The organism is Shinella sp. M27 (assembly GCF_049199905.1).
Lineage (GTDB): Bacteria > Pseudomonadota > Alphaproteobacteria > Rhizobiales > Rhizobiaceae > Shinella.
Window position 1 is genome coordinate 19,592 of the sequence record NZ_JBLZPK010000038.1, and the last position, 17,791, is coordinate 37,382.

The following is a 17,791-nucleotide window of genomic DNA, read 5'->3' on the forward strand; positions in this document are numbered from 1 at the left end:
CCAGCGCCTCGACGGGCCGAAGGATCAACCGCCCGATCCAGACGGCCGCCACGGTCGCAAACCCAAGAGCAACGAGCACCCCGAAGGAAAGACCGATTAGCGGGTCCTTCCAGCGTGCATTGAAGACGGCGGTCGGCTCGCCGACCACCAAGGTCCAGCCAGGTGTCGAATCCAGCTTTTCGAAGGCGAGGATCGTCGTCGTTCCCTCCGTCGTCACAGCCTCGAACCAGCCGCTGCGGGAACCGAGGGCCTCCAGCTTGTGCCAGTCGGGCGCACGCAGACCGATGGTGCGCTGCGGTTCGCGAGACCGCGCAATGATCCGCCCGTCACCATCGGTGACGGCGACGAGGATACCGCTCAAGGCCTCGTTCTTCTGCTGCAGGGCGCGGATAAGCTGCTCGGGCGCGACCGAGAGCACAAGCGCACGCATGTGCGTGCCTTCCGCGGGCAACGGCAAGGCAAGGTCGATCCGAAAATCCGCCCGCTTGCGTCCGAGATAGAGGTTGGAAAGCGCTGGAGACTGCTTGCTGACCGCCTCGCGCGCGACCATGGCAATCCGCCGGTCAACCTTGCCGACGGGCATATTTCCATCGAAAGCAACGAGGGTAACCTGTCCATCCAGTCCAATGCCCTTGAAGCGGCTGGATGTCAGTGTCGTCAAAACCGTGTCGCCGGAGAAGGTTCGCAGAGTCGCGAAGGTGGTCAGCGCCGTAAACCGCCCCTCGATATCAGCCTCGATGGCGCGGGCGAGTGTTGTTGCTGTATCGGAAAGCCGTGTCGTCGCCGTCTCGCGATACGCTTCCCCGGCACGCCACATGGCAAAGCCGGATATGGCAACAACGGGCATCAGGCAAGCAAGGGCAAGCGCCAGAAGGTAGACATTCAGTCCAACGCTCCTTCCGACCACAAACTTCTTCGGCAATCCCACAACCTCCGCCATCCATGAGACGTCAGTTGTATGCGGAAAGCCTTAAAAGTCTCCTTCGCGTGAAGTGGTGATCCCGCCGCGATTCGAACGCGGGACCCCCAGATTAGGAATCTGGTGCTCTATCCTGCTGAGCTACGGGACCACTGTGTGAACCCATACAAAAGCTCTCGCTTGAAGCCAAGCGATTTTCGGGGCGGCGAGGGGCGGGTTCCATCGGGAACAGCGCACAAGCCCGGCACATGAGACATTCGGGTCATCGGATGGAGATGGCTCCATCCACCAAACCACCAAGGAGAATGTCCATGCGCAAGATCATGCTTTCCGCTGTCGTCGCCACTGTCGCAGCGCTTTCCTTCGCCGCCCCCTCGCAGGCCGGCGGCCTTTCCATCGGCTTCGATTTCGGCGGCGGTCATGGCTGGGGTCACGGCCATCATGGCAATGGCTGGGGCCACTCCCAGGTCACCTTCTACGATGACGATTATGGCTACGACTGCTTCTGGAAGAAGGTGAAGCACTACGACAAGTGGGGCAACCTGATCATCAAGAAGGTCCGCGTCTGCGAATAAGATCGCAGCACCTTGCCGATCCTCCCCTGACTTGCCCGGCTGTTTGTCCCTGCAGCCGGGCTCTTTTTCGTCAGGCGGCCAGCCGGCTTTCGGCGAGCTTGACCCAGTAGGTCACGCCATGGGGGATGGCGTCATCGTTGAAATCATAGGCCGGGTGATGCAGGCCGGCCGTATCGCCGTTGCCGAGGAAGATGAAGGCACCGGCGCGCGAAAGCAGCATGTAGGAAAAATCCTCGCCGCCCATCATCGGATTGAGCGACGGATCGACCGCGGCGATGCCGGCGATATCCTGCGCGACGGACACAGCGTGGCCGGTCTCGTCCGCATGGTTCACGGTCACGGGATAGTTGCGGTGGTAGCTGACGGTGATCTCCGCACCGTGCGCGGCGGCCAGGCCGCCGCAGATCTGGCGGATGCGAGCCTCGGCCTCCTCGCGCATGTCGGGGTTCAGCGTGCGAACCGTGCCGGCAAGCTGTGCCGTCTCCGGTATGACATTGTGCGCGAAGCCGGCATTGAACTTGGTGACGGAGACGACCAGCGAGGCGATGGGATCGGCCACACGCGAGACGATGGTCTGGAGTGCTGTGACGACATAGGAGCCGATGACGATCGGATCCACCGTCTTGTGCGGCAGGGCCGCGTGGCCGCCGCGACCCTTGACGGCGATGGTGAACTCGTCCGTCGCCGCCATGATCGGGCCTGGGCGCGTGCCGAACGAACCGACCGGCATGCCGGGCAAATTGTGCATGCCGTAGACCTCGGCAATGCCGAAGCGCTCCATCATGCCGTCCTTGACCATTTCGTTGCCGCCGCCGCCGCCTTCTTCGGCGGGCTGGAAGATGACCGCGACGGAGCCTGCGAAATTGCGCGTCTCGGCGAGATATTTTGCGGCACCGAGCAGCATGGCGGTGTGGCCGTCATGGCCGCAGGCGTGCATCTTGCCCTTGACGGTCGAGGACCACGGCTTGCCGCTCGTCTCGTCGATCGGCAGCGCGTCCATGTCAGCGCGCAGGCCGATCGTGCGCCCCTCCCCCTTGCCGCGGATAATGCCGACGACGCCGGTGCGGCCGATGCCGGTCACGATTTCGTCGACGCCGAATTCCTTCAGCTTGTCCGCCACGAAGGCCGCCGTCTTTTCCACCGCGAAGAGCAATTCCGGCTCCCTGTGGATCTGGCGGCGCCATTCGGCGATTTCGTCCTGCATTTCGGCGGCGCGGTTGAGAACGGGCATGCGGGTTTCCTGTCATGTTCGGCCGGAAATTTGGCCATCTCGCTCCGATGGCTTTGCCATCACGGTGCCATATAGGTTAAATAGGGCGACGGTTCGAGACAACTCCCGATTTCGAGGACAGACCTTTGCAGACGAACGGACGACCGGTGCGCCGGGTTGCTGCGCTTGTGAGCGCCGCCCTGCTCTTCACAGCCTCCCTGGCCAATGTTGCCGATGCCAATCCGCGCATGCTGGTGGATGTCAACACGCTGCAGGTCATCGAGCACGAGGATGCGTTCCAGCGCTGGTATCCCGCCTCGCTCACCAAGCTGATGACGGCTTACACGGTCTTCCGCGCCATCAAGGCGGGCGAGATGTCGCTGGAAAGCCCCGTCATCATGACGAAGAATGCCGCCGCCGAGCCGCCAAGCAAGATGTATTTCAAGCCCGGCCAGAAGATGACGCTCGACAGCGCGCTGAAGATCATCCTCGTCAAGTCTGCCAATGACGTGGCCGTCGCCATCGCCGAATCGATCGGCGGGTCCGAACAGGGTTTTGTCGATCGCATGAACGCCGAGGCCTCGCGCATCGGCATGAGTTCGTCGCACTTCATCAACCCGCACGGCCTGCCCGGCAAGGGCCAGTACACGACGGCGCGCGACCTTGCCGTGCTCGCCGTGACGCTGAAGCGCGAATTCCCGCAATATTCCTCCTATTTCGCGCTGGAAGGCTTCACGACCGGCAAGAAGCAATATCCGAACTACAACATGCTGATCGGCCGTTTCGACGGCGCCGACGGCATGAAGACCGGCTTCATCTGCGCCTCCGGTTTCAACCAGGTCTCCTCGGCCACCCGCAACGGCCGGGCGGTCGTCTCCGTCGTGCTCGGCTCCGAAAGCCTGGGCGCACGCGCCGATATTTCGGCCGGCATGCTGGAAAAGGGCCTGACCATGCGGGCCGGCAAGGTGCCCACACTCGGCCAGCTTCGCCCCTATGGCGAAACGCGCAACGAGGTTGCCGATATCTCGCAGGAGATCTGCTCGAAGCATGCCGCCAAGGTGCGCAGCGAAGGGCGCGACGAAGCGGGCCGCCAGAAACTCCTGTCGCCCTATATCCACGAGGTGAACCGGCCGCTGAAACTGGTCTTCGCCGGCCTGATGGGCAGCGACACGGCCACGCCCGCCGGCAATGACGAAGTCGCCTCCAGGGATATGGGCGATGCCGTCAACATCCCGATTCCGATTCCGCGACCGGCCTTCTGATGGGACAAGACATGAGCCTTATCGAGCGGCGTGTACCGGTTTCCGTGCTGACCGGCTTTCTGGGCGCAGGCAAGACGACCCTGCTCAACCGCCTGCTGAAGGACCCGACACTGACCGATACGGCCGTCATCATCAACGAGTTCGGTGAAGTCGGTATCGACCACCTGCTTGTCGAACAATCCGGCGACGGCATCATCGAGCTTTCGGACGGCTGCCTGTGCTGCACGATCCGCGGCGAACTGGTCGATACACTCGCCGACCTGATGGACCGTATGCAGAGCGGCAAGATCCAGCCGCTGAAGCGCGTGGTGATCGAGACGACCGGCCTTGCCGATCCTGCCCCCGTGCTGCAGGCCGTCATGGGCAACCCGGTACTCGCCCATTCCTTCAGCCTCGATGGCGTCATCACCGTCGTCGATGCGGCCAACGGCCTCTCGACGCTCGCCAACCATCCCGAAGCCGTCAAGCAGGTCGCCGTCGCCGATCGCGTGCTGATCAGCAAGACGACGCTTGCCGATGCGGCGACGCTGGAGGCGGTGAAACGCGAGATCGCCGCGCTCAATCCGCGCGCCCTCGTCTCCGATGTCGATACGCCCGGCCTCGTCGGCCCCGACCTGCTGGCCAACGGCCTCTACGATCCCGGCAGCAAGATCCCTGACGTTCGCCGCTGGCTGCATGACGAAGCGCATGGCCATGCCGGCCATCACCACCATCACGAGCATGACCACGGGCATGATCACCACCACCATGAGCACGGTCATCACCATGATCACGGCCACCAGCACGCCCATGACGTGACGCGCCACGACGCGACGATCCGCTCCTTCAGCATCGTGCACGACCGCGCCATCGACCCGATGGCACTCGACCTGTTCGTCGATCTCTTGCGCTCCGCCCATGGCGACAAGCTGCTGCGCATGAAGGGCATCGTCCAGCTCTCGACCAATCCGGATCGCCCGGTCGTGCTGCATGGCGTGCAAAGCGTCTTCCATCCGCCGGAGCGGCTTGCCGCCTGGCCGGACCCTGCCGATCGCCGCACGCGGCTGGTGCTGATCACCAAGGACCTGCCTGAAGCCTTCGTGCGCGACCTCTTCGACGCTTTCACCGGCACGCCGAAGATCGACCGGCCGGACCGGGCTGCTTTGGAAGACAATCCGCTCGCGGTTCCGGGTTTTCGGTTCTAGAAGGCGGCCGCCAGCGAGGTCCGCCGGGAGGAAAGGAAGTTCGCATGGCAAAGCTCGTCTACGCCTTGAACCAGTCCCTGGACGGCTATGTCGATCACATGGCTTTCGCGCCCGAACCCGCGCTCTTTCACCATTTCATCGATGACGTGCGCGGCCTCGCCGGCATCATCTACGGCCGCCGCATGTACGAGGTGATGCGCTATTGGGACGACGACCAAGCCGGATGGGACGCGGAGGAACGCGCCTATGCAACGGCGTGGCGCAGCCAGCCGAAATGGGTCGTATCACGCTCGCTGACGTCGGCCGGACCGAATGCCACGCTCATCAATGGCGATCTCGCAGCGGCAATCAACGGCCTTAAGACACAGCTGGACGGGGTGATTGAAGTGTCCGGCCCTGAACTGGCGCAAAGCCTGACCGACCTAGGCCTTGTCGATGAATACAGGATGTACCTGCACCCTTTCGTGATCGGAAGCGGGAAACGGTACTTCGCCGGCCCGCGACCGCCGCTGCGCCTTACGGCAAGCGACCGCATCGGCGAAAACGTTATCCGGTTGACCTACGTTCCCGCATAGGTGCGCGAAGGCTTAGATCTTCTTGCGGATCAGGAAACGGTGCCCGGCTTCGACACGCTCGCTGGCTTGCAGTGCGTGACCGTCCTCATGGCAGAAATGCGGGATATCGATCACCGCAAGCGGGTCCGTCGTCTCGACCCAGAGGCTGGCGCCGGCGGCCATTGCCGCGAGGCGTTTGCGTGTCTTCATCACCGGCAGCGGACATTTCAGCCCGCGCAGGTCATAGACCTCGGCCTCGCCGGCTGCCGCCGTGGTCATTTCTGCCAGAACTTCCAGAACGGCTTCTTCGCGGTCTCTTCAACGACCTGCTGGCCCGCCTCTCCGCCGGCAACGGGAAGGGTGGCGACGGCATCGGTGTTCGTCGCAACGGTCTTGTTCGCGGAGATGGCCGTTTCGCCGGCCTTTTCCGGCTGCTGGCCGCCCTGGAGCGTTGCCTGTTCGGTCGTCTCGCTCACCGCGGGCCGGGCCTCTTCACCCCTGCGCGGCTGGCTTCCCCCGGTCAAAGTCTGCCAGAAGGACTTCTTTTCCTTCTTCTCGACGGCCGCCATGCCGGGATTTTGTTCCGGCACCGGCAGGGCGCCCTCGCCCTTGGCCTGCTTTTCCGCCTTCTCGGCGGCAACGTCGGCCGCGAAATCGGCGGCAGCCTTGTTCTTGGCTTCCTCGGCTTCGCGCACGGCGCGCTCGGCGGCTTCGACCTTGCGCTGCTCGGCCTCTTCGGCCTTGCGCTTCTGTTCGGCGATCTCGCGCTCGGTCATCAGCTTGCCGGCATCGAGCGAGTTGCCCGTCGGTGCATAGGCGAGTTCGCGGCCCTTGCGCTGGTCGGCGACAATCGCCTTGCGCTGGGCTTCCGACGGCTCGATCCAGACCGTGCCGTTATATTTGCGCATCGCGGTGGCGTAGGACGCGGCATAGGTCTTGTTGTAGCTGGCGAGCGCGGATTCGAGCGCGCCGGGGGTCGTCATGGCCGGGCAGGCGCCGCCGGCCGAGAACGGCTTGTCGGATTGCTGGTTGAAGACATATTTCTTCTCGCAGACATTGACCTCCGGCGGCCGCTTGGTCACTTCGAAATGGTCGTAGCCGACCTTCAGCATCTTCCAGAATTCGATATTGGGATTGTCGCGATGCCGCGCCATGTTTTCCGCGGTCATGCGGAAGGGGAAGGCCTGCAGCTGGATCGTCGACTGGCCGCCGCCGAAGGCGTCGCGGGCGAAGGCGAAGATTTCCAGCATCTGCTCGTCCGTCATCGAATAACAGCCGGAGGACGAACAGGCGCCATGGATCATCAGGTTGGTGCCGCTCGCCTTCTGGGCGCGGTCATAGCTGTTCGGGAAACCCGTGTTGATCGCGAGGAAGTAACTCGAATTCGGGTTCAAATTCGCCTTGGAGAGCGGATAGAACCCTTCCGGCGCCTGACGGTCGCCTTCCTTCATCTTGGGTCCTAGCTTACCTGACCAGGCACAGATCTTGTAGCTGCGCAGCTGCTGGAACCGGTTCGAGCGATCCGCCTTCCAGACCTCCAGCCGGCCTTCTTCCTTGAAGATGCGCAGCATGATCGGCGAGGCGCGGTCCATATTCATGGCCGACATCTTCGACAGAACCGACGGCGAGAGCTGGTAATTGGTCTTGCTGGACACCCTTTTGAGGTCGACATCAGCCTTGTCGAAAGAGTCGAGCGTCTCATTCGTGCAGCCGGCGGCGGCAACGGCAAGGAGCGATACAGCGGCAAGAACAGTCAGGCGCATTCGAAGGGTCCGTCAACAATCGTCAGATCGCATGCCGTCGCGCCGGGCGGGCGGACGCGCAGTCGTAACCGGCTTATACTTCATAAATTCTTAACCGGAAATTCTTTCGCAAGGCTGCCGGAAACCCGCACCCGTCTCAAACACGGGGAATGTGGCCGAGATTTGGCGAGGGCGGCACGCGGCCGCCCTTCAAAACAAAGCGTTAAAGCTGGCGGCCGATATTCAGATAGCGCTGGCGGCGATCCTTGCGCAACTGGTCGCCCGGCTTGGCCGAAAGTTCCTTGAGCGCCGCAGCGATGACGTCGCCGGTACGGCTAATTACGGCGGCGGGATCGCGATGCGCGCCGCCGACGGGCTCCTGAATGATGCCGTCGATGATGCCGAAGGCCTTCAGGTCCTCCGACGTGATCTTCATGTTGCTCGCGGCTTCCTTGGCGCGAGTGGAATCGCGCCAGAGGATGGAGGCAGCACCTTCCGGCGAGATCACGCTGTAGATCGCATGTTCCAGCATATAGACACGGTCGCCGGTGGCGATGGCGATCGCGCCGCCCGAGCCGCCTTCACCCAGCACGACCGAGACGATCGGCACGCGGATGTTGAGACACATTTCCGTCGAACGGGCGATGGCTTCCGCCTGGCCGCGCTCTTCCGCGCCGATGCCCGGATAGGCGCCGGCCGTATCGATCAGCGTGATGACCGGCAGGCCGAAGCGGTCGGCCATTTCCATGATGCGGATCGCCTTGCGATAGCCTTCAGGCCGGGCGCTGCCGAAATTGTGCTTGAGGCGCGACTTGGTGTCGTTGCCCTTTTCCTGGCCGATGATAGCGACGGCTTCGCCGCGGAAGCGGCCGAGGCCGGCCTGGATCGCCTCGTCCTCGGCGAACTTGCGGTCGCCGGCCAGCGGCGTGAACTCTTCGAAGAGCTGGCGCGCATAATCGAGGAAGTGCGGGCGCTGCGGGTGGCGCGCGACCTGCGTCTTCTGCCAGGGGCTCAGCTTGGAATAGATGTCGGCCATCGCCTCGCGGGCGCGCACTTCCAGCCGGCCGACCTCATCAGACGTGTCGATGCTCTCATCTTCTTCCTTGAGCTTCTTCAGCTCGTGGATCTTGCCTTCGAGATCCGAGATGGGCTTTTCGAAATCGAGGTAGTTGTGCATGAGATGCGTTTCCGATCGTTTGCTCAAACCGCGCCGGGCGGGTATCGGCCAAAAGGGGGCCGGTCGCCAGCGAAGGGTCCTAATCCGGTTTTTTTGCCTGTTTGGCAAGAGGGTGATGGGTCTGAACGAGCTGGTGGAGCCGTTCTTCCAGCACATGCGTATAGATTTGTGTCGTCGAAATGTCCGAATGCCCCAGCAGTTCCTGCACGGCGCGCAGGTCCGCGCCGTTCTGGAGCAGATGGCTGGCAAAAGCATGGCGAAGGACATGCGGCGACAGCGTTGCGGCGCGAATTCCCGCCCGCCCGGCCAGCGCCTTCAGATCGCGGGCAAAGACCTGCCGCGGCAAAAAGCCTTCCTTGCCGTCGGACGGGAAGAGGAAGGCGCCCGCCGCCGGCTCGTCACCGATCTCCGCAGCCAGCGCCTCGCCATAGGCCTCCATGGCGGAAACCGCAGCGCGCGACAGCGGCACCAGCCGTTCCTTGTTGCCCTTGCCCTTCACGACAAGGAAGCGCCCGGTCTGCGCCAGAGCGCTTGCCGGCAGGGAAACGAGTTCGCTGACACGCATGCCCGTCGCATAGAGCAATTCGACCAGCAGGTGCATGCGCCGTTTCATCAGAAGATTGCCGCCCGGCTCGGCAGCCTCCGCCTCCGCCCGAGAAATGAGGCGGGTGACGTCATCGACACTCAAGGTCTTCGGCAGCGAGCGCCCTTTCTTGGGCGCATCGAGAATACCGGTCGGATCGTCGCCGCGCAGGCCCTCGCCATAGAGGAATTTGAAGAACTGCCGCAGCGCCGACAGCCGCCGTGCCTGCGAGGAAGCGGCAAAACCCTGTTTGGCCAGATGGCCGAGATAGGCGCGCAGGTCATCCGGCATCGCCTCGGTGAGACGCACATTGCGCTCGTTGAGGAAGGATTTCGCATCCTCGAGGTCGCGTTCGTAGGATTGCAGCGTGTTCACCGCTGCCCCCCGCTCGGCGCTCATCATTTCGAGGAAGGATTCCACCTGAAGCCCGGACGGATCCCTCATGGCTGCGGATTCACCCGTTCGGAGGGGATGCGGATCGTCACCTCGCGCTCCGTCGGCTCGACGAAGGTCACCAGCGCCACCATCACGCCATAGACCGATCCGACGATCACGGCGCAGAAGAACAGGAAACGGAACAGGGTGGGCATGGCATTCTCCGGGGCGGATGCCGTTTATATTGCCTTGCCGCCCGCCCAGCGCAAGGCCGGCCATCCGTCGACACCCGGGATGAAGGGTGCGGCAGACTTGACGCTTCCGGTGCTTTTGTCGATACGGAAAGGGACGAAACCCCGGAAACACCAATGACAGAGCCGATCGACCAGGCCCCTCCCGCACTTGCCCCCACGCTTGCAAGTGAGGCCCGTGCCGCGCTCGGCAAGCGCAACCTCGTGCTGATCGGCCTGATGGGTGCGGGAAAATCGGCGATCGGCCGCATGACGGCGCAGGCGCTCGGCATTCCCTTCGTCGATTCCGACCATGAGATCGAGCGCGTCTCGCGCATGTCGATCACCGACCTGTTCGCCGCTTACGGCGAGGCCGAGTTCCGCGCGCTGGAAACCCGCGTCATCAAGCGCCTGTTGCGCTCCGGCCCGCGCGTCGTATCAACCGGCGGCGGCGCCTATATCAACGACAACACCCGCAAGCATATCAAGCGCGGCGGGCTCACCGTCTGGCTGAAGGCCGATCTCGACGTGCTCTGGGAGCGCGTCAACAAGCGCGACACGCGCCCGCTGCTCAAGACGGAAAACCCGCGCCAGACACTCGAAAACCTCATGAACGCCCGCTATCCGGTCTATGCGGAAGCCGATCTCACCGTGATGTCGCGCGACGTGAAGAAGGAAACCATGGTGGAGGAGGTGCTGACCGCCATCACCGCCACCCGCAAACCCTGACGAGATGACCATGACCGCTTCTGCCACCGCGCGCCGCACCGTGCGGGTCGAGCTTGCCGACCGCTCCTACGATATCCTGATCGGCCCCGGCCTGATCGCCGCCGCCGGCCGCGAGATCGCAAGCCGGCTGAAGGGCCGCAAGATCGCCGTCATCACCGACGAAAACGTAGCACCGATCTATCTCGACAATTTCCTGGCCGCGTTGAAGGTGGAGGGCATCGACGCCGTCTCGCTCGTGCTGCCGGCCGGCGAGAAGACGAAGAGCTTCGAACATCTGATCAGCGTCTGCGACAGCGTGCTAGCCGCCCGCATCGAGCGTAATGATGCGGTCGTGGCGCTGGGCGGCGGCGTCATCGGCGACCTCACCGGCTTTGCCGCCGGCATCGCGCGCCGCGGCTCGCGCTTCATCCAGGTGCCGACCTCGCTGCTGGCGCAGGTCGATTCCTCCGTCGGCGGCAAGACGGGCATCAATTCACCGCACGGCAAAAACCTCATTGGTGTCTTCCACCAGCCCGATTTGGTGCTCGCCGATACCGATGTGCTCGACACGCTCTCGCCGCGCGAATTCCGCGCCGGATATGCCGAAGTCGCCAAATACGGCCTGATCGACAAGCCGGATTTTTTTGCCTGGCTCGAAAAGAACTGGCAGGCTGTCTTTGCCGGCGGCGAGGCGCGCATCGACGCCATCGCCACGAGCTGCCAGGCGAAAGCCGACGTGGTGGCCGCCGACGAGCGGGAAAACGGCCAGCGCGCTTTGCTCAATCTTGGCCACACCTTCGGCCACGCGCTGGAAGCCGCCACGCAGTATGACAGCGCCCGCCTCGTGCATGGCGAGGGCGTGTCGATCGGCATGGTGCTCGCCCACCAGTTCTCCGCCCGCATGAACCTTTGCAGCCCAGATGACGGCAAGCGCGTCGAAAAACATCTGCGCGAGGTCGGCCTGCCGACCACGATGGACGAGATTCCCGGTGGTCTGCCGCCGGCGGAAAAACTGATGGACGCCATCGCGCAGGACAAGAAGGTGAAGGGCGGAAAACTCACCTTCATCCTGACGCACGGTGTCGGCCAGTCCTTCGTTGCCGATGATGTGCCGCAATCCGAAGTCGTCGCTTTCCTGAAGGAAAAGCTGCCGAAATGACCGTCGAAGCGCCCGCAGCACTCGCTCCCTTCCCGTGGCTGCTGATATCAGTCGTTCTCGTCCTGATCCCGCTTGCCATCCTGCTTTTCCGGGTCCGGGTGCCGCTTGCCACGCTGTGGCGCACGCATCAGGAAGCGCGCGAGGCGGAGGGGGAGCGCCGGCAGGCGGAAACTGCGGCGGCAAAGCCGGACCGCGAAAAACTGCTGGGCATGCTCGATCTCGACGCGCTCGAAGTCTCCGACATCATGATCCATCGCACCACCATGCGCGGCCTCGATGCCGACGACCCGCCGGAGGAGATCGTCAAGGCCGTGCTGGAAAGCCCCTACACGCGCATGCCGCTCTGGGTGGGCTCGGTCGACAATATTGTCGGCGTCGTGCACGCTAAAGATCTGTTGCGGGCGCTCGCCGAGCCGGGCGTCGAACCGAAGAACCTCGACATCACCAAGGTCGCGCAAAAACCCTGGTTCGTGCCGGATACGACGACGCTGAAGGAACAGCTTGCCGCCTTCCTGCGCCGGCAGGAGCATTTTGCCACGGTCGTGGACGAATATGGCGAGGTGCAGGGCGTCGTCACGCTTCAGGATATTTTGAAGGAAATCGTCGGCGACACCTCGGACGAGGCGGCCATCGACCTGCAGGGCGTGCGTCGCGAGGCGGACGGCTCGCTCGTCGTCGATGGCGGCGTGACGATCCGCGACCTCAACCGCGCCTTCGGCTGGGCCCTGCCGGACGAGGAGGCGACGACCATTGCCGGCCTCGTCATTCACGAATCGAAATCGATCCCCGAGGAACGCCAGGCCTTTACCTTCCACGGCAAGCGCTTCATCGTCATGAAGCGCGTGAAGAACCGCATCACCCGGCTGCGCATCCGCCCGGTCGAGCCGGTGCAGATCAGCAACTGACTACCAGCGTGTCGGCTCGCCGGGTGCCGCGACTTCGACGGCAAGCGCATGCAGACCGGCGTCGAATTCCGCCTTCACCAGATCGTTGATCGCCCGATGCCGCGCCACCCGGCCCATGCCGGCGAAGGCGGAGGCGACGATGCGCACGCGCATATGCGTCTCGCCTTCGCCGTTGAACTCCGGCTTGTGGCCGGCATGCAGATGGCTCTCGTTGATGACCTCGAGCCTATCAGGCGAAAAGGCCGCTTCGAGCTTGCCGGTGATGCTGGATTTCATGGACATGAGCGAACTTTCGGCGGCCGGAAAATCACGCGCCGCAACGCAACAAAATAGTTTCACAAAGCCAGCAACAATCCGCTTTGTCAATTCTTGTGGCGGTCTCTTCGCACCCCCATAATGTGCGCCATGAAACTCGATTCCAAATACTTCGACCGCATCCGCACGAAGCGGCGCGTGGAGCGTCCCGAACGCTCCGCGCCGACCTGTCAGTGGGATGGCTGCGAGGAAAGCGCCAAACACCGCGCCCCCGTCGGCCGCAATGCCGATGGCCAGTATTTCATGTTCTGCTTCGAGCACGTCAAGGAATACAACAAGGGCTACAACTACTTCTCCGGCCTCTCCGACGGCGAGATCGCGCGTTATCAGAAGGAGGCCATCACCGGCCACCGCCCGACCTGGACGATCGGCGTCAACAAGGCTGCCAAAAACGGACCGGCGCAGGGTTCGGCGCGCTCCGGCACGGCCGGGGCAAATCAGCGCATCCGCGATCCCTTCGGCCTTTTCAACGAGGGTAAGGGCCGCCGCCCACAGATGGAACCGCGGGCGCGAAAGCTGAAGACGCTGGAGGCCAAGGCCTTCGACACGCTCGGCCTTTCGGCCAATGCGACAGGCGACGAGATCAAGACCGCCTACAAAACACTTGTCAAAAAGCATCACCCGGATGCAAATGGCGGAGATAGAGGCTCGGAGGAGCGTTTTCGCGCGGTCATCCAAGCATATCAATTGTTAAAGCAGGCCGGCTTCTGCTAGAGCATTCGGCGGCCGGGCGGAATCGCCCGGTATCGTCCTTCTGCGGTCAAGCAAAAGGCATGGTCGGCGAGCACTAAGGTATTGGGGTGGAGGAGAACCCGCCGCCCGCGGAGACGTGATGAGCAAGATGGATCTCGATATTTCCAACCTCCCCGATACGACTGTATCTGTCCGGGAGGTTTTCGGCATTGATACGGACCTCAGGGTCCCGGCCTATTCCAAGGCGGACGCCTATGTGCCGGACCTCGACCCGGACTACCTGTTCGACCGCGAAACGACGCTGGCCATCCTGGCAGGCTTTGCCCATAACCGCCGCGTCATGGTGTCCGGTTACCACGGCACGGGTAAATCGACCCATATCGAGCAGGTCGCCGCCCGCCTCAACTGGCCCTGCGTGCGCGTCAACCTCGACAGCCATGTCAGCCGTATCGACCTCGTCGGCAAGGACGCCATCGTCGTCAAGGACGGCCTGCAGGTCACCGAATTCAAGGACGGCATCCTGCCCTGGGCCTACCAGCACAATGTCGCGCTCGTCTTCGACGAATACGATGCCGGCCGCCCGGACGTGATGTTCGTCATCCAGCGCGTGCTGGAATCCGCCGGCCGCCTGACGCTGCTCGACCAGAGCCGCGTCATCCGCCCGCACCCCGCCTTCCGCCTGTTCGCCACCGCCAACACGGTCGGCCTTGGCGATACGACGGGCCTCTATCACGGCACGCAGCAGATCAACCAGGCGCAGATGGACCGCTGGTCGATCGTTACCACGCTGAACTACCTGCCGCACGACCACGAAGTCAGCATCGTCGCCGCCAAGGTCAAGCGCCTTTCCGCCGGCAAGGAAGGCCGCGACACGATCTCGCGCATGGTGCGCGTCGCCGATCTCACCCGCGCCGCCTTCATCAACGGCGACCTGTCGACGGTCATGAGCCCGCGTACGGTCATCACCTGGGCCGAGAACGCCGAGATCTTCGGCGACATCGCCTTCGCCTTCCGCGTCACCTTCCTCAACAAGTGCGACGAACTGGAACGCACGCTGGTCGCCGAACTCTACCAGCGCGCCTTCGGCATCGAGCTGAAGGAAAGTGCCGCCAACATCGTCCTGGAGGCGACGGCCTAAGGCCCGGTAAAGCGCATGGCAGCTCGCGGTGACAATTCGAAGCCGAGACCGGGCGGCGTGGTCGATATGGAACCGTTCCGCCGTGCGGTGAGCGGTTGCGTGCGCGCCGTGGCCGGCGACGGCGAGGTGGAGGTTTCCTTCGCCAACGAACGGCCCGGCATGACCGGCGAGCGCATCCGCCTGCCGGAACTCTCCAAGCGGCCCTCACCGACCGAAGTCGCAATCACCCGCGGCCTCGGCGATTCGATGGCGCTGCGCAAGGCCTGCCACGACGCCCGCATCCACGCGACCATGTCACCGCAGGGCGCCGATGCCCGCGCGATCTTCGACGCCGTCGAGCAGGCGCGCGTCGAAGCGATCGGCTCGAACCGCATGCAGGGCATGGCGCAGAACCTCAACGTCATGCTGACGGAGAAATACGCCAAGGCCAATTTCGGCGCGATCACCCGCCAGGCCGATGCACCGCTCGAAGAGGCGGTCGCGCTCATCGTGCGCGAGAAGCTGACCGGCCAGGCCCCGCCCGCCTCCGCCGGCCAGGTGCTCGATCTCTGGCGCGATTTCATCTCCGACAAGGCCGGTAAGGACATGGAAGGCCTCGCGGCCGCCATCAACGACCAGCAGGCCTTTTCGCGCGTCGTGCGCAATATGCTCGCCTCGATGAACGTCGCCGAACAATACGGCGAGGATGAAAACGAACCGGACGATTCCGAGACGCCCGAGGACGAGAATCAGCCGCGCAGCGACGAGCAGGAAGACAACAACAGCCAGGAAGACGCCGGCGACGACTCAGCACCCGCCGACGAGAATGAAACGTCCGACGAGCAGATGGACGAAGGCGAGATGGACGGCGCGGAAATCTCCGACGACGACCTCGTCGACGACGACGGCGACGAGACGGAAAAGCCCGGCGAAGTCCGCCGCCCGAACCAGCCCTTCTCCGATTTCAACGAGAAGGTCGATTACGGCGTCTTCACGCAGGAATTCGACGAGACGATCACCGCGGAAGAACTCTGCGATGAAGCGGAACTCGACCGCCTGCGCGCCTTCCTCGACAAGCAGCTCGCCCACCTGCAAGGGGCGGTCGGCCGCCTCGCCAACCGCCTGCAGCGCCGCCTGATGGCGCAGCAGAACCGCGCCTGGGAATTCGACCTCGAAGAGGGTTATCTCGACAGCGCCCGCCTGCAGCGCATCGTCATCGATCCGATGCAGCCGCTCTCCTTCAAGCGGGAGAAGGACACGACCTTCCGCGATACGGTCGTGACGCTGCTCATCGACAATTCCGGCTCCATGCGCGGCCGGCCGATCACCGTTGCCGCCACCTGCGCCGATATCCTCGCGCGCACGCTGGAGCGCTGCGGCGTGAAGGTCGAAATTCTCGGCTTCACCACCAAGGCGTGGAAGGGCGGCCAGTCGCGCGAGAAGTGGCTGGGCAGCGGCAAGCCGCAGTCCCCCGGCCGCCTCAACGACCTGCGCCACATCATCTACAAGAGCGCCGATGCACCGTGGCGCCGCGCGCGCCGCAATCTCGGCCTGATGATGCGCGAAGGCCTGCTCAAGGAAAACATCGACGGCGAGGCATTGATCTGGGCGCATGACCGTCTGCTCGCCCGCCCGGAGCAGCGCCGCATCCTGATGATGATCTCGGACGGTGCGCCGGTCGATGATTCGACGCTTTCGGTGAACCCCGGCAACTATCTGGAACGGCACCTGCGCGCCGTCATCGAGCAGATCGAGACGCGCTCGCCCGTCGAGCTTCTGGCCATCGGCATCGGCCACGACGTGACGCGCTACTACCGCCGCGCCGTCACCATCGTCGATGCGGACGAACTGGCCGGCGCAATGACCGAACAGCTCGCCTCGCTCTTTGCCGACGAATCGACCGCCCGCCGCCCCGCCGGCCGCCGCCGTGCCGGCTGAAGGGGCGCAAAAGCGCCGCAACGGAAGCCTCCTGTGGGGCCTCTCCATCCTCGCTGTCAGCGCAGCCCTCTCGCTGCCGTTCATTTCCCTTGCCGCGGCCGAGACCATCGACCTGCCCGTCTCTAGCCGCGCCTTCTCCGAATTCGCCATCGGCTCGGACAAGCGCCTCTTCGGCAAGCTCGAATTCCTCGGCGGCCTCAGCTACTCCTCCACCAACCCGCTGCTTGGCGCCGTCTCGGCCATCCGCTTTCGCGAGGACCACCGGAATTTCGTCGCCGTGCTCGATACCGGCCACTGGCTGACCGGCCGCATCGAGCGCGATGCCGAGGGAAAGCTGAGCGGGCTTGCGGACCTGAAGGTCCGCTCGATGTTCAACAGCGCCGGGCAGGACGAGAACGTCAAATACCAGATGGATGCGGAGGGACTTGCCATCGGCAAGGGCGAAGTCTTCGCCAGCTATGAGGTGTTCCACCGCATCGACGCCTATCCCGATCCGGGCTTCATGGAGGCAGCCCCTTCGCGCAGCCTGCCGCTCCCATTCCCCCGCAACGAGATGCGCAGCAATCGCGGCATGGAGGCGCTGGCCATGTCGCCCGAGGCCGGGCCGCTCGGCGCAACGCTGGTGGCCGTCACGGAGCGCAGCCTGGATGCCGACGGCAATGTTCTCGCCGCCGTGCTCGATGGCCCGCTCAAGGGCACTTTCGCGGTGAAGCGCAACGACCCTTGGGATATCACCGACGGTGCCTTCCTGCCCAACGGCGATCTCCTGCTGCTGGAGCGTCGCTTTCGCCTGTCTGACGGCGTGGGCATGCGCATCCGCCGCATCGACGGCACCAAAATCCGTCCCGGCGCGGTGGTCGATGGCGAGGTGTTGATCGATGCTGATCTCAGCCACCAGATCGACAATATGGAAGGCCTAGACGTGGTGATGATGGCGCAGGACGACATCCGCCTCATCGTCGTCTCCGACGACAACCACTCTATCCTCCAGCGCAACCTGATGCTGGAATTCCGCCTGCCCCAGGCAAAATAAAAGCCGCCGGCACGGGGCGGGCGGCTTGGAGGTGCTAAAGCGCACCGTCCTCTTCTCCGTCATGGTCGGGCTTGACCCGACCATCCACACACCGGATGCGGCAGTGGATCCT

Annotated in this window: 18 protein-coding genes, 1 tRNA gene and 1 pseudogene; 11 read left to right on the plus strand and 9 right to left on the minus strand. The window is 63.8% G+C overall.

Annotated features, from left to right (window positions below):
* The coding region (locus tag ACOZK4_RS15375) for a cache domain-containing protein (protein ID WP_421592635.1) at positions 1 to 922 on the minus strand (922 nt) is incomplete at its 3' end.
* Positions 923 to 993: 71 nt separating this feature from the next.
* Positions 994 to 1,070 (minus strand) — tRNA-Arg (locus ACOZK4_RS15380).
* A 160-nt stretch (positions 1,071 to 1,230) separates the two neighbouring features.
* Between ACOZK4_RS15380 and ACOZK4_RS15385 the strand changes: the two genes are divergently transcribed.
* Complete coding sequence (locus ACOZK4_RS15385) at positions 1,231 to 1,494, plus strand: hypothetical protein (protein ID WP_421592636.1); 264 nt, start codon at positions 1,231 to 1,233, stop codon at positions 1,492 to 1,494.
* A gap of 70 nt (positions 1,495 to 1,564) precedes the next feature.
* Here the strand turns inward: ACOZK4_RS15385 and ACOZK4_RS15390 are convergent, their stop codons facing one another.
* A complete protein-coding gene (locus ACOZK4_RS15390; RefSeq protein ID WP_421592637.1) occupies positions 1,565 to 2,725 on the minus strand; it encodes a M20 aminoacylase family protein in 1,161 nt (386 codons plus the stop codon).
* 146 nt (positions 2,726 to 2,871) lie between these two features.
* Here ACOZK4_RS15390 and ACOZK4_RS15395 point away from each other — a divergent pair, with 146 nt between their 5' ends.
* From ACOZK4_RS15395 to ACOZK4_RS15405, 3 genes are read left to right on the plus strand one after another with little or no spacing between them, the layout of a single operon-like run.
* Entirely contained in the window at positions 2,872 to 3,966 is a 1,095-nt protein-coding gene (locus ACOZK4_RS15395) for a D-alanyl-D-alanine carboxypeptidase family protein (RefSeq protein WP_421592670.1), read from the plus strand.
* 11 nt (positions 3,967 to 3,977) lie between these two features.
* Complete coding sequence (locus ACOZK4_RS15400; RefSeq protein WP_421592638.1) at positions 3,978 to 5,150, plus strand: CobW family GTP-binding protein; 1,173 nt, start codon at positions 3,978 to 3,980, stop codon at positions 5,148 to 5,150.
* Positions 5,151 to 5,194: 44 nt separating this feature from the next.
* A complete protein-coding gene (locus tag ACOZK4_RS15405) occupies positions 5,195 to 5,725 on the plus strand; it encodes a dihydrofolate reductase family protein (RefSeq protein ID WP_421592639.1) in 531 nt (176 codons plus the stop codon).
* 12 nt (positions 5,726 to 5,737) lie between these two features.
* Here the strand turns inward: ACOZK4_RS15405 and ACOZK4_RS15410 are convergent, their stop codons facing one another.
* The 5 genes from ACOZK4_RS15410 to ACOZK4_RS15430 form a co-directional block, all read right to left on the minus strand.
* A complete protein-coding gene (locus ACOZK4_RS15410) occupies positions 5,738 to 5,983 on the minus strand; it encodes a sulfurtransferase TusA family protein (RefSeq protein WP_421592640.1) in 246 nt (81 codons plus the stop codon).
* Positions 5,980 to 7,467: a L,D-transpeptidase family protein gene (locus tag ACOZK4_RS15415; protein WP_421592641.1), complete on the minus strand. Its 1,488-nt coding sequence runs from the start codon at positions 7,465 to 7,467 to the stop codon at positions 5,980 to 5,982. Before ACOZK4_RS15415 ends, ACOZK4_RS15410 begins: the two co-directional genes overlap by 4 nt.
* A gap of 202 nt (positions 7,468 to 7,669) precedes the next feature.
* Positions 7,670 to 8,623, minus strand: a complete 954-nt coding sequence (locus ACOZK4_RS15420) for an acetyl-CoA carboxylase carboxyltransferase subunit alpha (protein ID WP_421592642.1) — start codon at positions 8,621 to 8,623, stop codon at positions 7,670 to 7,672.
* Positions 8,624 to 8,702: 79 nt separating this feature from the next.
* Entirely contained in the window at positions 8,703 to 9,650 is a 948-nt protein-coding gene (locus ACOZK4_RS15425) for a site-specific tyrosine recombinase XerD (protein WP_421592643.1), read from the minus strand.
* Entirely contained in the window at positions 9,647 to 9,796 is a 150-nt protein-coding gene (locus ACOZK4_RS15430) for a hypothetical protein (protein WP_117371919.1), read from the minus strand. Before ACOZK4_RS15430 ends, ACOZK4_RS15425 begins: the two co-directional genes overlap by 4 nt.
* A 153-nt stretch (positions 9,797 to 9,949) precedes the next feature.
* On the opposite strand from ACOZK4_RS15430, the gene ACOZK4_RS15435 reads away from it, so the two are divergent.
* The 3 genes and pseudogenes from ACOZK4_RS15435 to ACOZK4_RS15445 form a co-directional block, all read left to right on the plus strand.
* Positions 9,950 to 10,540: a shikimate kinase gene (locus ACOZK4_RS15435; RefSeq protein ID WP_421581536.1), complete on the plus strand. Its 591-nt coding sequence runs from the start codon at positions 9,950 to 9,952 to the stop codon at positions 10,538 to 10,540.
* 10 nt (positions 10,541 to 10,550) lie between these two features.
* On the plus strand, positions 10,551 to 11,678 hold the full coding sequence (aroB, locus tag ACOZK4_RS15440; RefSeq protein WP_421592644.1) for a 3-dehydroquinate synthase: 1,128 nt from the start codon (positions 10,551 to 10,553) through the stop codon (positions 11,676 to 11,678).
* A gap of 182 nt (positions 11,679 to 11,860) precedes the next feature.
* Positions 11,861 to 12,583: pseudogene (locus tag ACOZK4_RS15445) on the plus strand (transporter associated domain-containing protein); the annotation flags it as partial.
* On the opposite strand, the gene ACOZK4_RS15450 reads toward ACOZK4_RS15445, so the two are convergent.
* A complete protein-coding gene (locus ACOZK4_RS15450) occupies positions 12,584 to 12,865 on the minus strand; it encodes a BolA family protein (RefSeq protein WP_421592645.1) in 282 nt (93 codons plus the stop codon).
* A gap of 114 nt (positions 12,866 to 12,979) precedes the next feature.
* Between ACOZK4_RS15450 and ACOZK4_RS15455 the strand changes: the two genes are divergently transcribed.
* The 4 genes from ACOZK4_RS15455 (at position 12,980) to ACOZK4_RS15470 (ending at position 17,679) form a co-directional block, all read left to right on the plus strand.
* A complete protein-coding gene (locus ACOZK4_RS15455; RefSeq protein ID WP_421592646.1) occupies positions 12,980 to 13,612 on the plus strand; it encodes a J domain-containing protein in 633 nt (210 codons plus the stop codon).
* Between the two features lie 118 nt (positions 13,613 to 13,730).
* Positions 13,731 to 14,729, plus strand: coding sequence for a cobaltochelatase subunit CobS (cobS, locus tag ACOZK4_RS15460; RefSeq protein WP_421592647.1), 999 nt, complete (start codon positions 13,731 to 13,733; stop codon positions 14,727 to 14,729).
* Positions 14,730 to 14,744: 15 nt separating this feature from the next.
* A complete protein-coding gene (cobT, locus tag ACOZK4_RS15465; RefSeq protein ID WP_421592648.1) occupies positions 14,745 to 16,646 on the plus strand; it encodes a cobaltochelatase subunit CobT in 1,902 nt (633 codons plus the stop codon).
* Between the two features lie 46 nt (positions 16,647 to 16,692).
* The gene (locus tag ACOZK4_RS15470; RefSeq protein ID WP_421592671.1) at positions 16,693 to 17,679 is read left to right on the plus strand and encodes an esterase-like activity of phytase family protein; all 987 of its coding nucleotides are present in this window, start codon (positions 16,693 to 16,695) and stop codon (positions 17,677 to 17,679) included.
* Positions 17,680 to 17,791: the final 112 nt, after the last annotated feature.

Excerpts from the sequence above, each read along its gene's own strand:
- ACOZK4_RS15420 (WP_421592642.1), bottom strand. The coding sequence starts at position 8,623 with ATGCACAACTACCTCGATTTCGAAAAGCCCATCTCGGATCTCGAAGGC.
- ACOZK4_RS15400 (WP_421592638.1), top strand. The coding sequence starts at position 3,978 with ATGAGCCTTATCGAGCGGCGTGTACCGGTTTCCGTGCTGACCGGCTTT.
- ACOZK4_RS15415 (WP_421592641.1), bottom strand. The coding sequence starts at position 7,467 with ATGCGCCTGACTGTTCTTGCCGCTGTATCGCTCCTTGCCGTTGCCGCC.
- ACOZK4_RS15385 (WP_421592636.1), top strand. The coding sequence starts at position 1,231 with ATGCGCAAGATCATGCTTTCCGCTGTCGTCGCCACTGTCGCAGCGCTT.
- ACOZK4_RS15430 (WP_117371919.1), bottom strand. The coding sequence starts at position 9,796 with ATGCCCACCCTGTTCCGTTTCCTGTTCTTCTGCGCCGTGATCGTCGGA.
- ACOZK4_RS15455 (WP_421592646.1), top strand. The coding sequence starts at position 12,980 with ATGTGCGCCATGAAACTCGATTCCAAATACTTCGACCGCATCCGCACG.
- cobT (WP_421592648.1), top strand. The coding sequence starts at position 14,745 with ATGGCAGCTCGCGGTGACAATTCGAAGCCGAGACCGGGCGGCGTGGTC.
- aroB (WP_421592644.1), top strand. The coding sequence starts at position 10,551 with ATGACCGCTTCTGCCACCGCGCGCCGCACCGTGCGGGTCGAGCTTGCC.
- ACOZK4_RS15450 (WP_421592645.1), bottom strand. The coding sequence starts at position 12,865 with ATGTCCATGAAATCCAGCATCACCGGCAAGCTCGAAGCGGCCTTTTCG.
- ACOZK4_RS15410 (WP_421592640.1), bottom strand. The coding sequence starts at position 5,983 with ATGACCACGGCGGCAGCCGGCGAGGCCGAGGTCTATGACCTGCGCGGG.
- ACOZK4_RS15405 (WP_421592639.1), top strand. The coding sequence starts at position 5,195 with ATGGCAAAGCTCGTCTACGCCTTGAACCAGTCCCTGGACGGCTATGTC.
- ACOZK4_RS15435 (WP_421581536.1), top strand. The coding sequence starts at position 9,950 with ATGACAGAGCCGATCGACCAGGCCCCTCCCGCACTTGCCCCCACGCTT.
- cobS (WP_421592647.1), top strand. The coding sequence starts at position 13,731 with ATGAGCAAGATGGATCTCGATATTTCCAACCTCCCCGATACGACTGTA.
- ACOZK4_RS15425 (WP_421592643.1), bottom strand. The coding sequence starts at position 9,650 with ATGAGGGATCCGTCCGGGCTTCAGGTGGAATCCTTCCTCGAAATGATG.
- ACOZK4_RS15390 (WP_421592637.1), bottom strand. The coding sequence starts at position 2,725 with ATGCCCGTTCTCAACCGCGCCGCCGAAATGCAGGACGAAATCGCCGAA.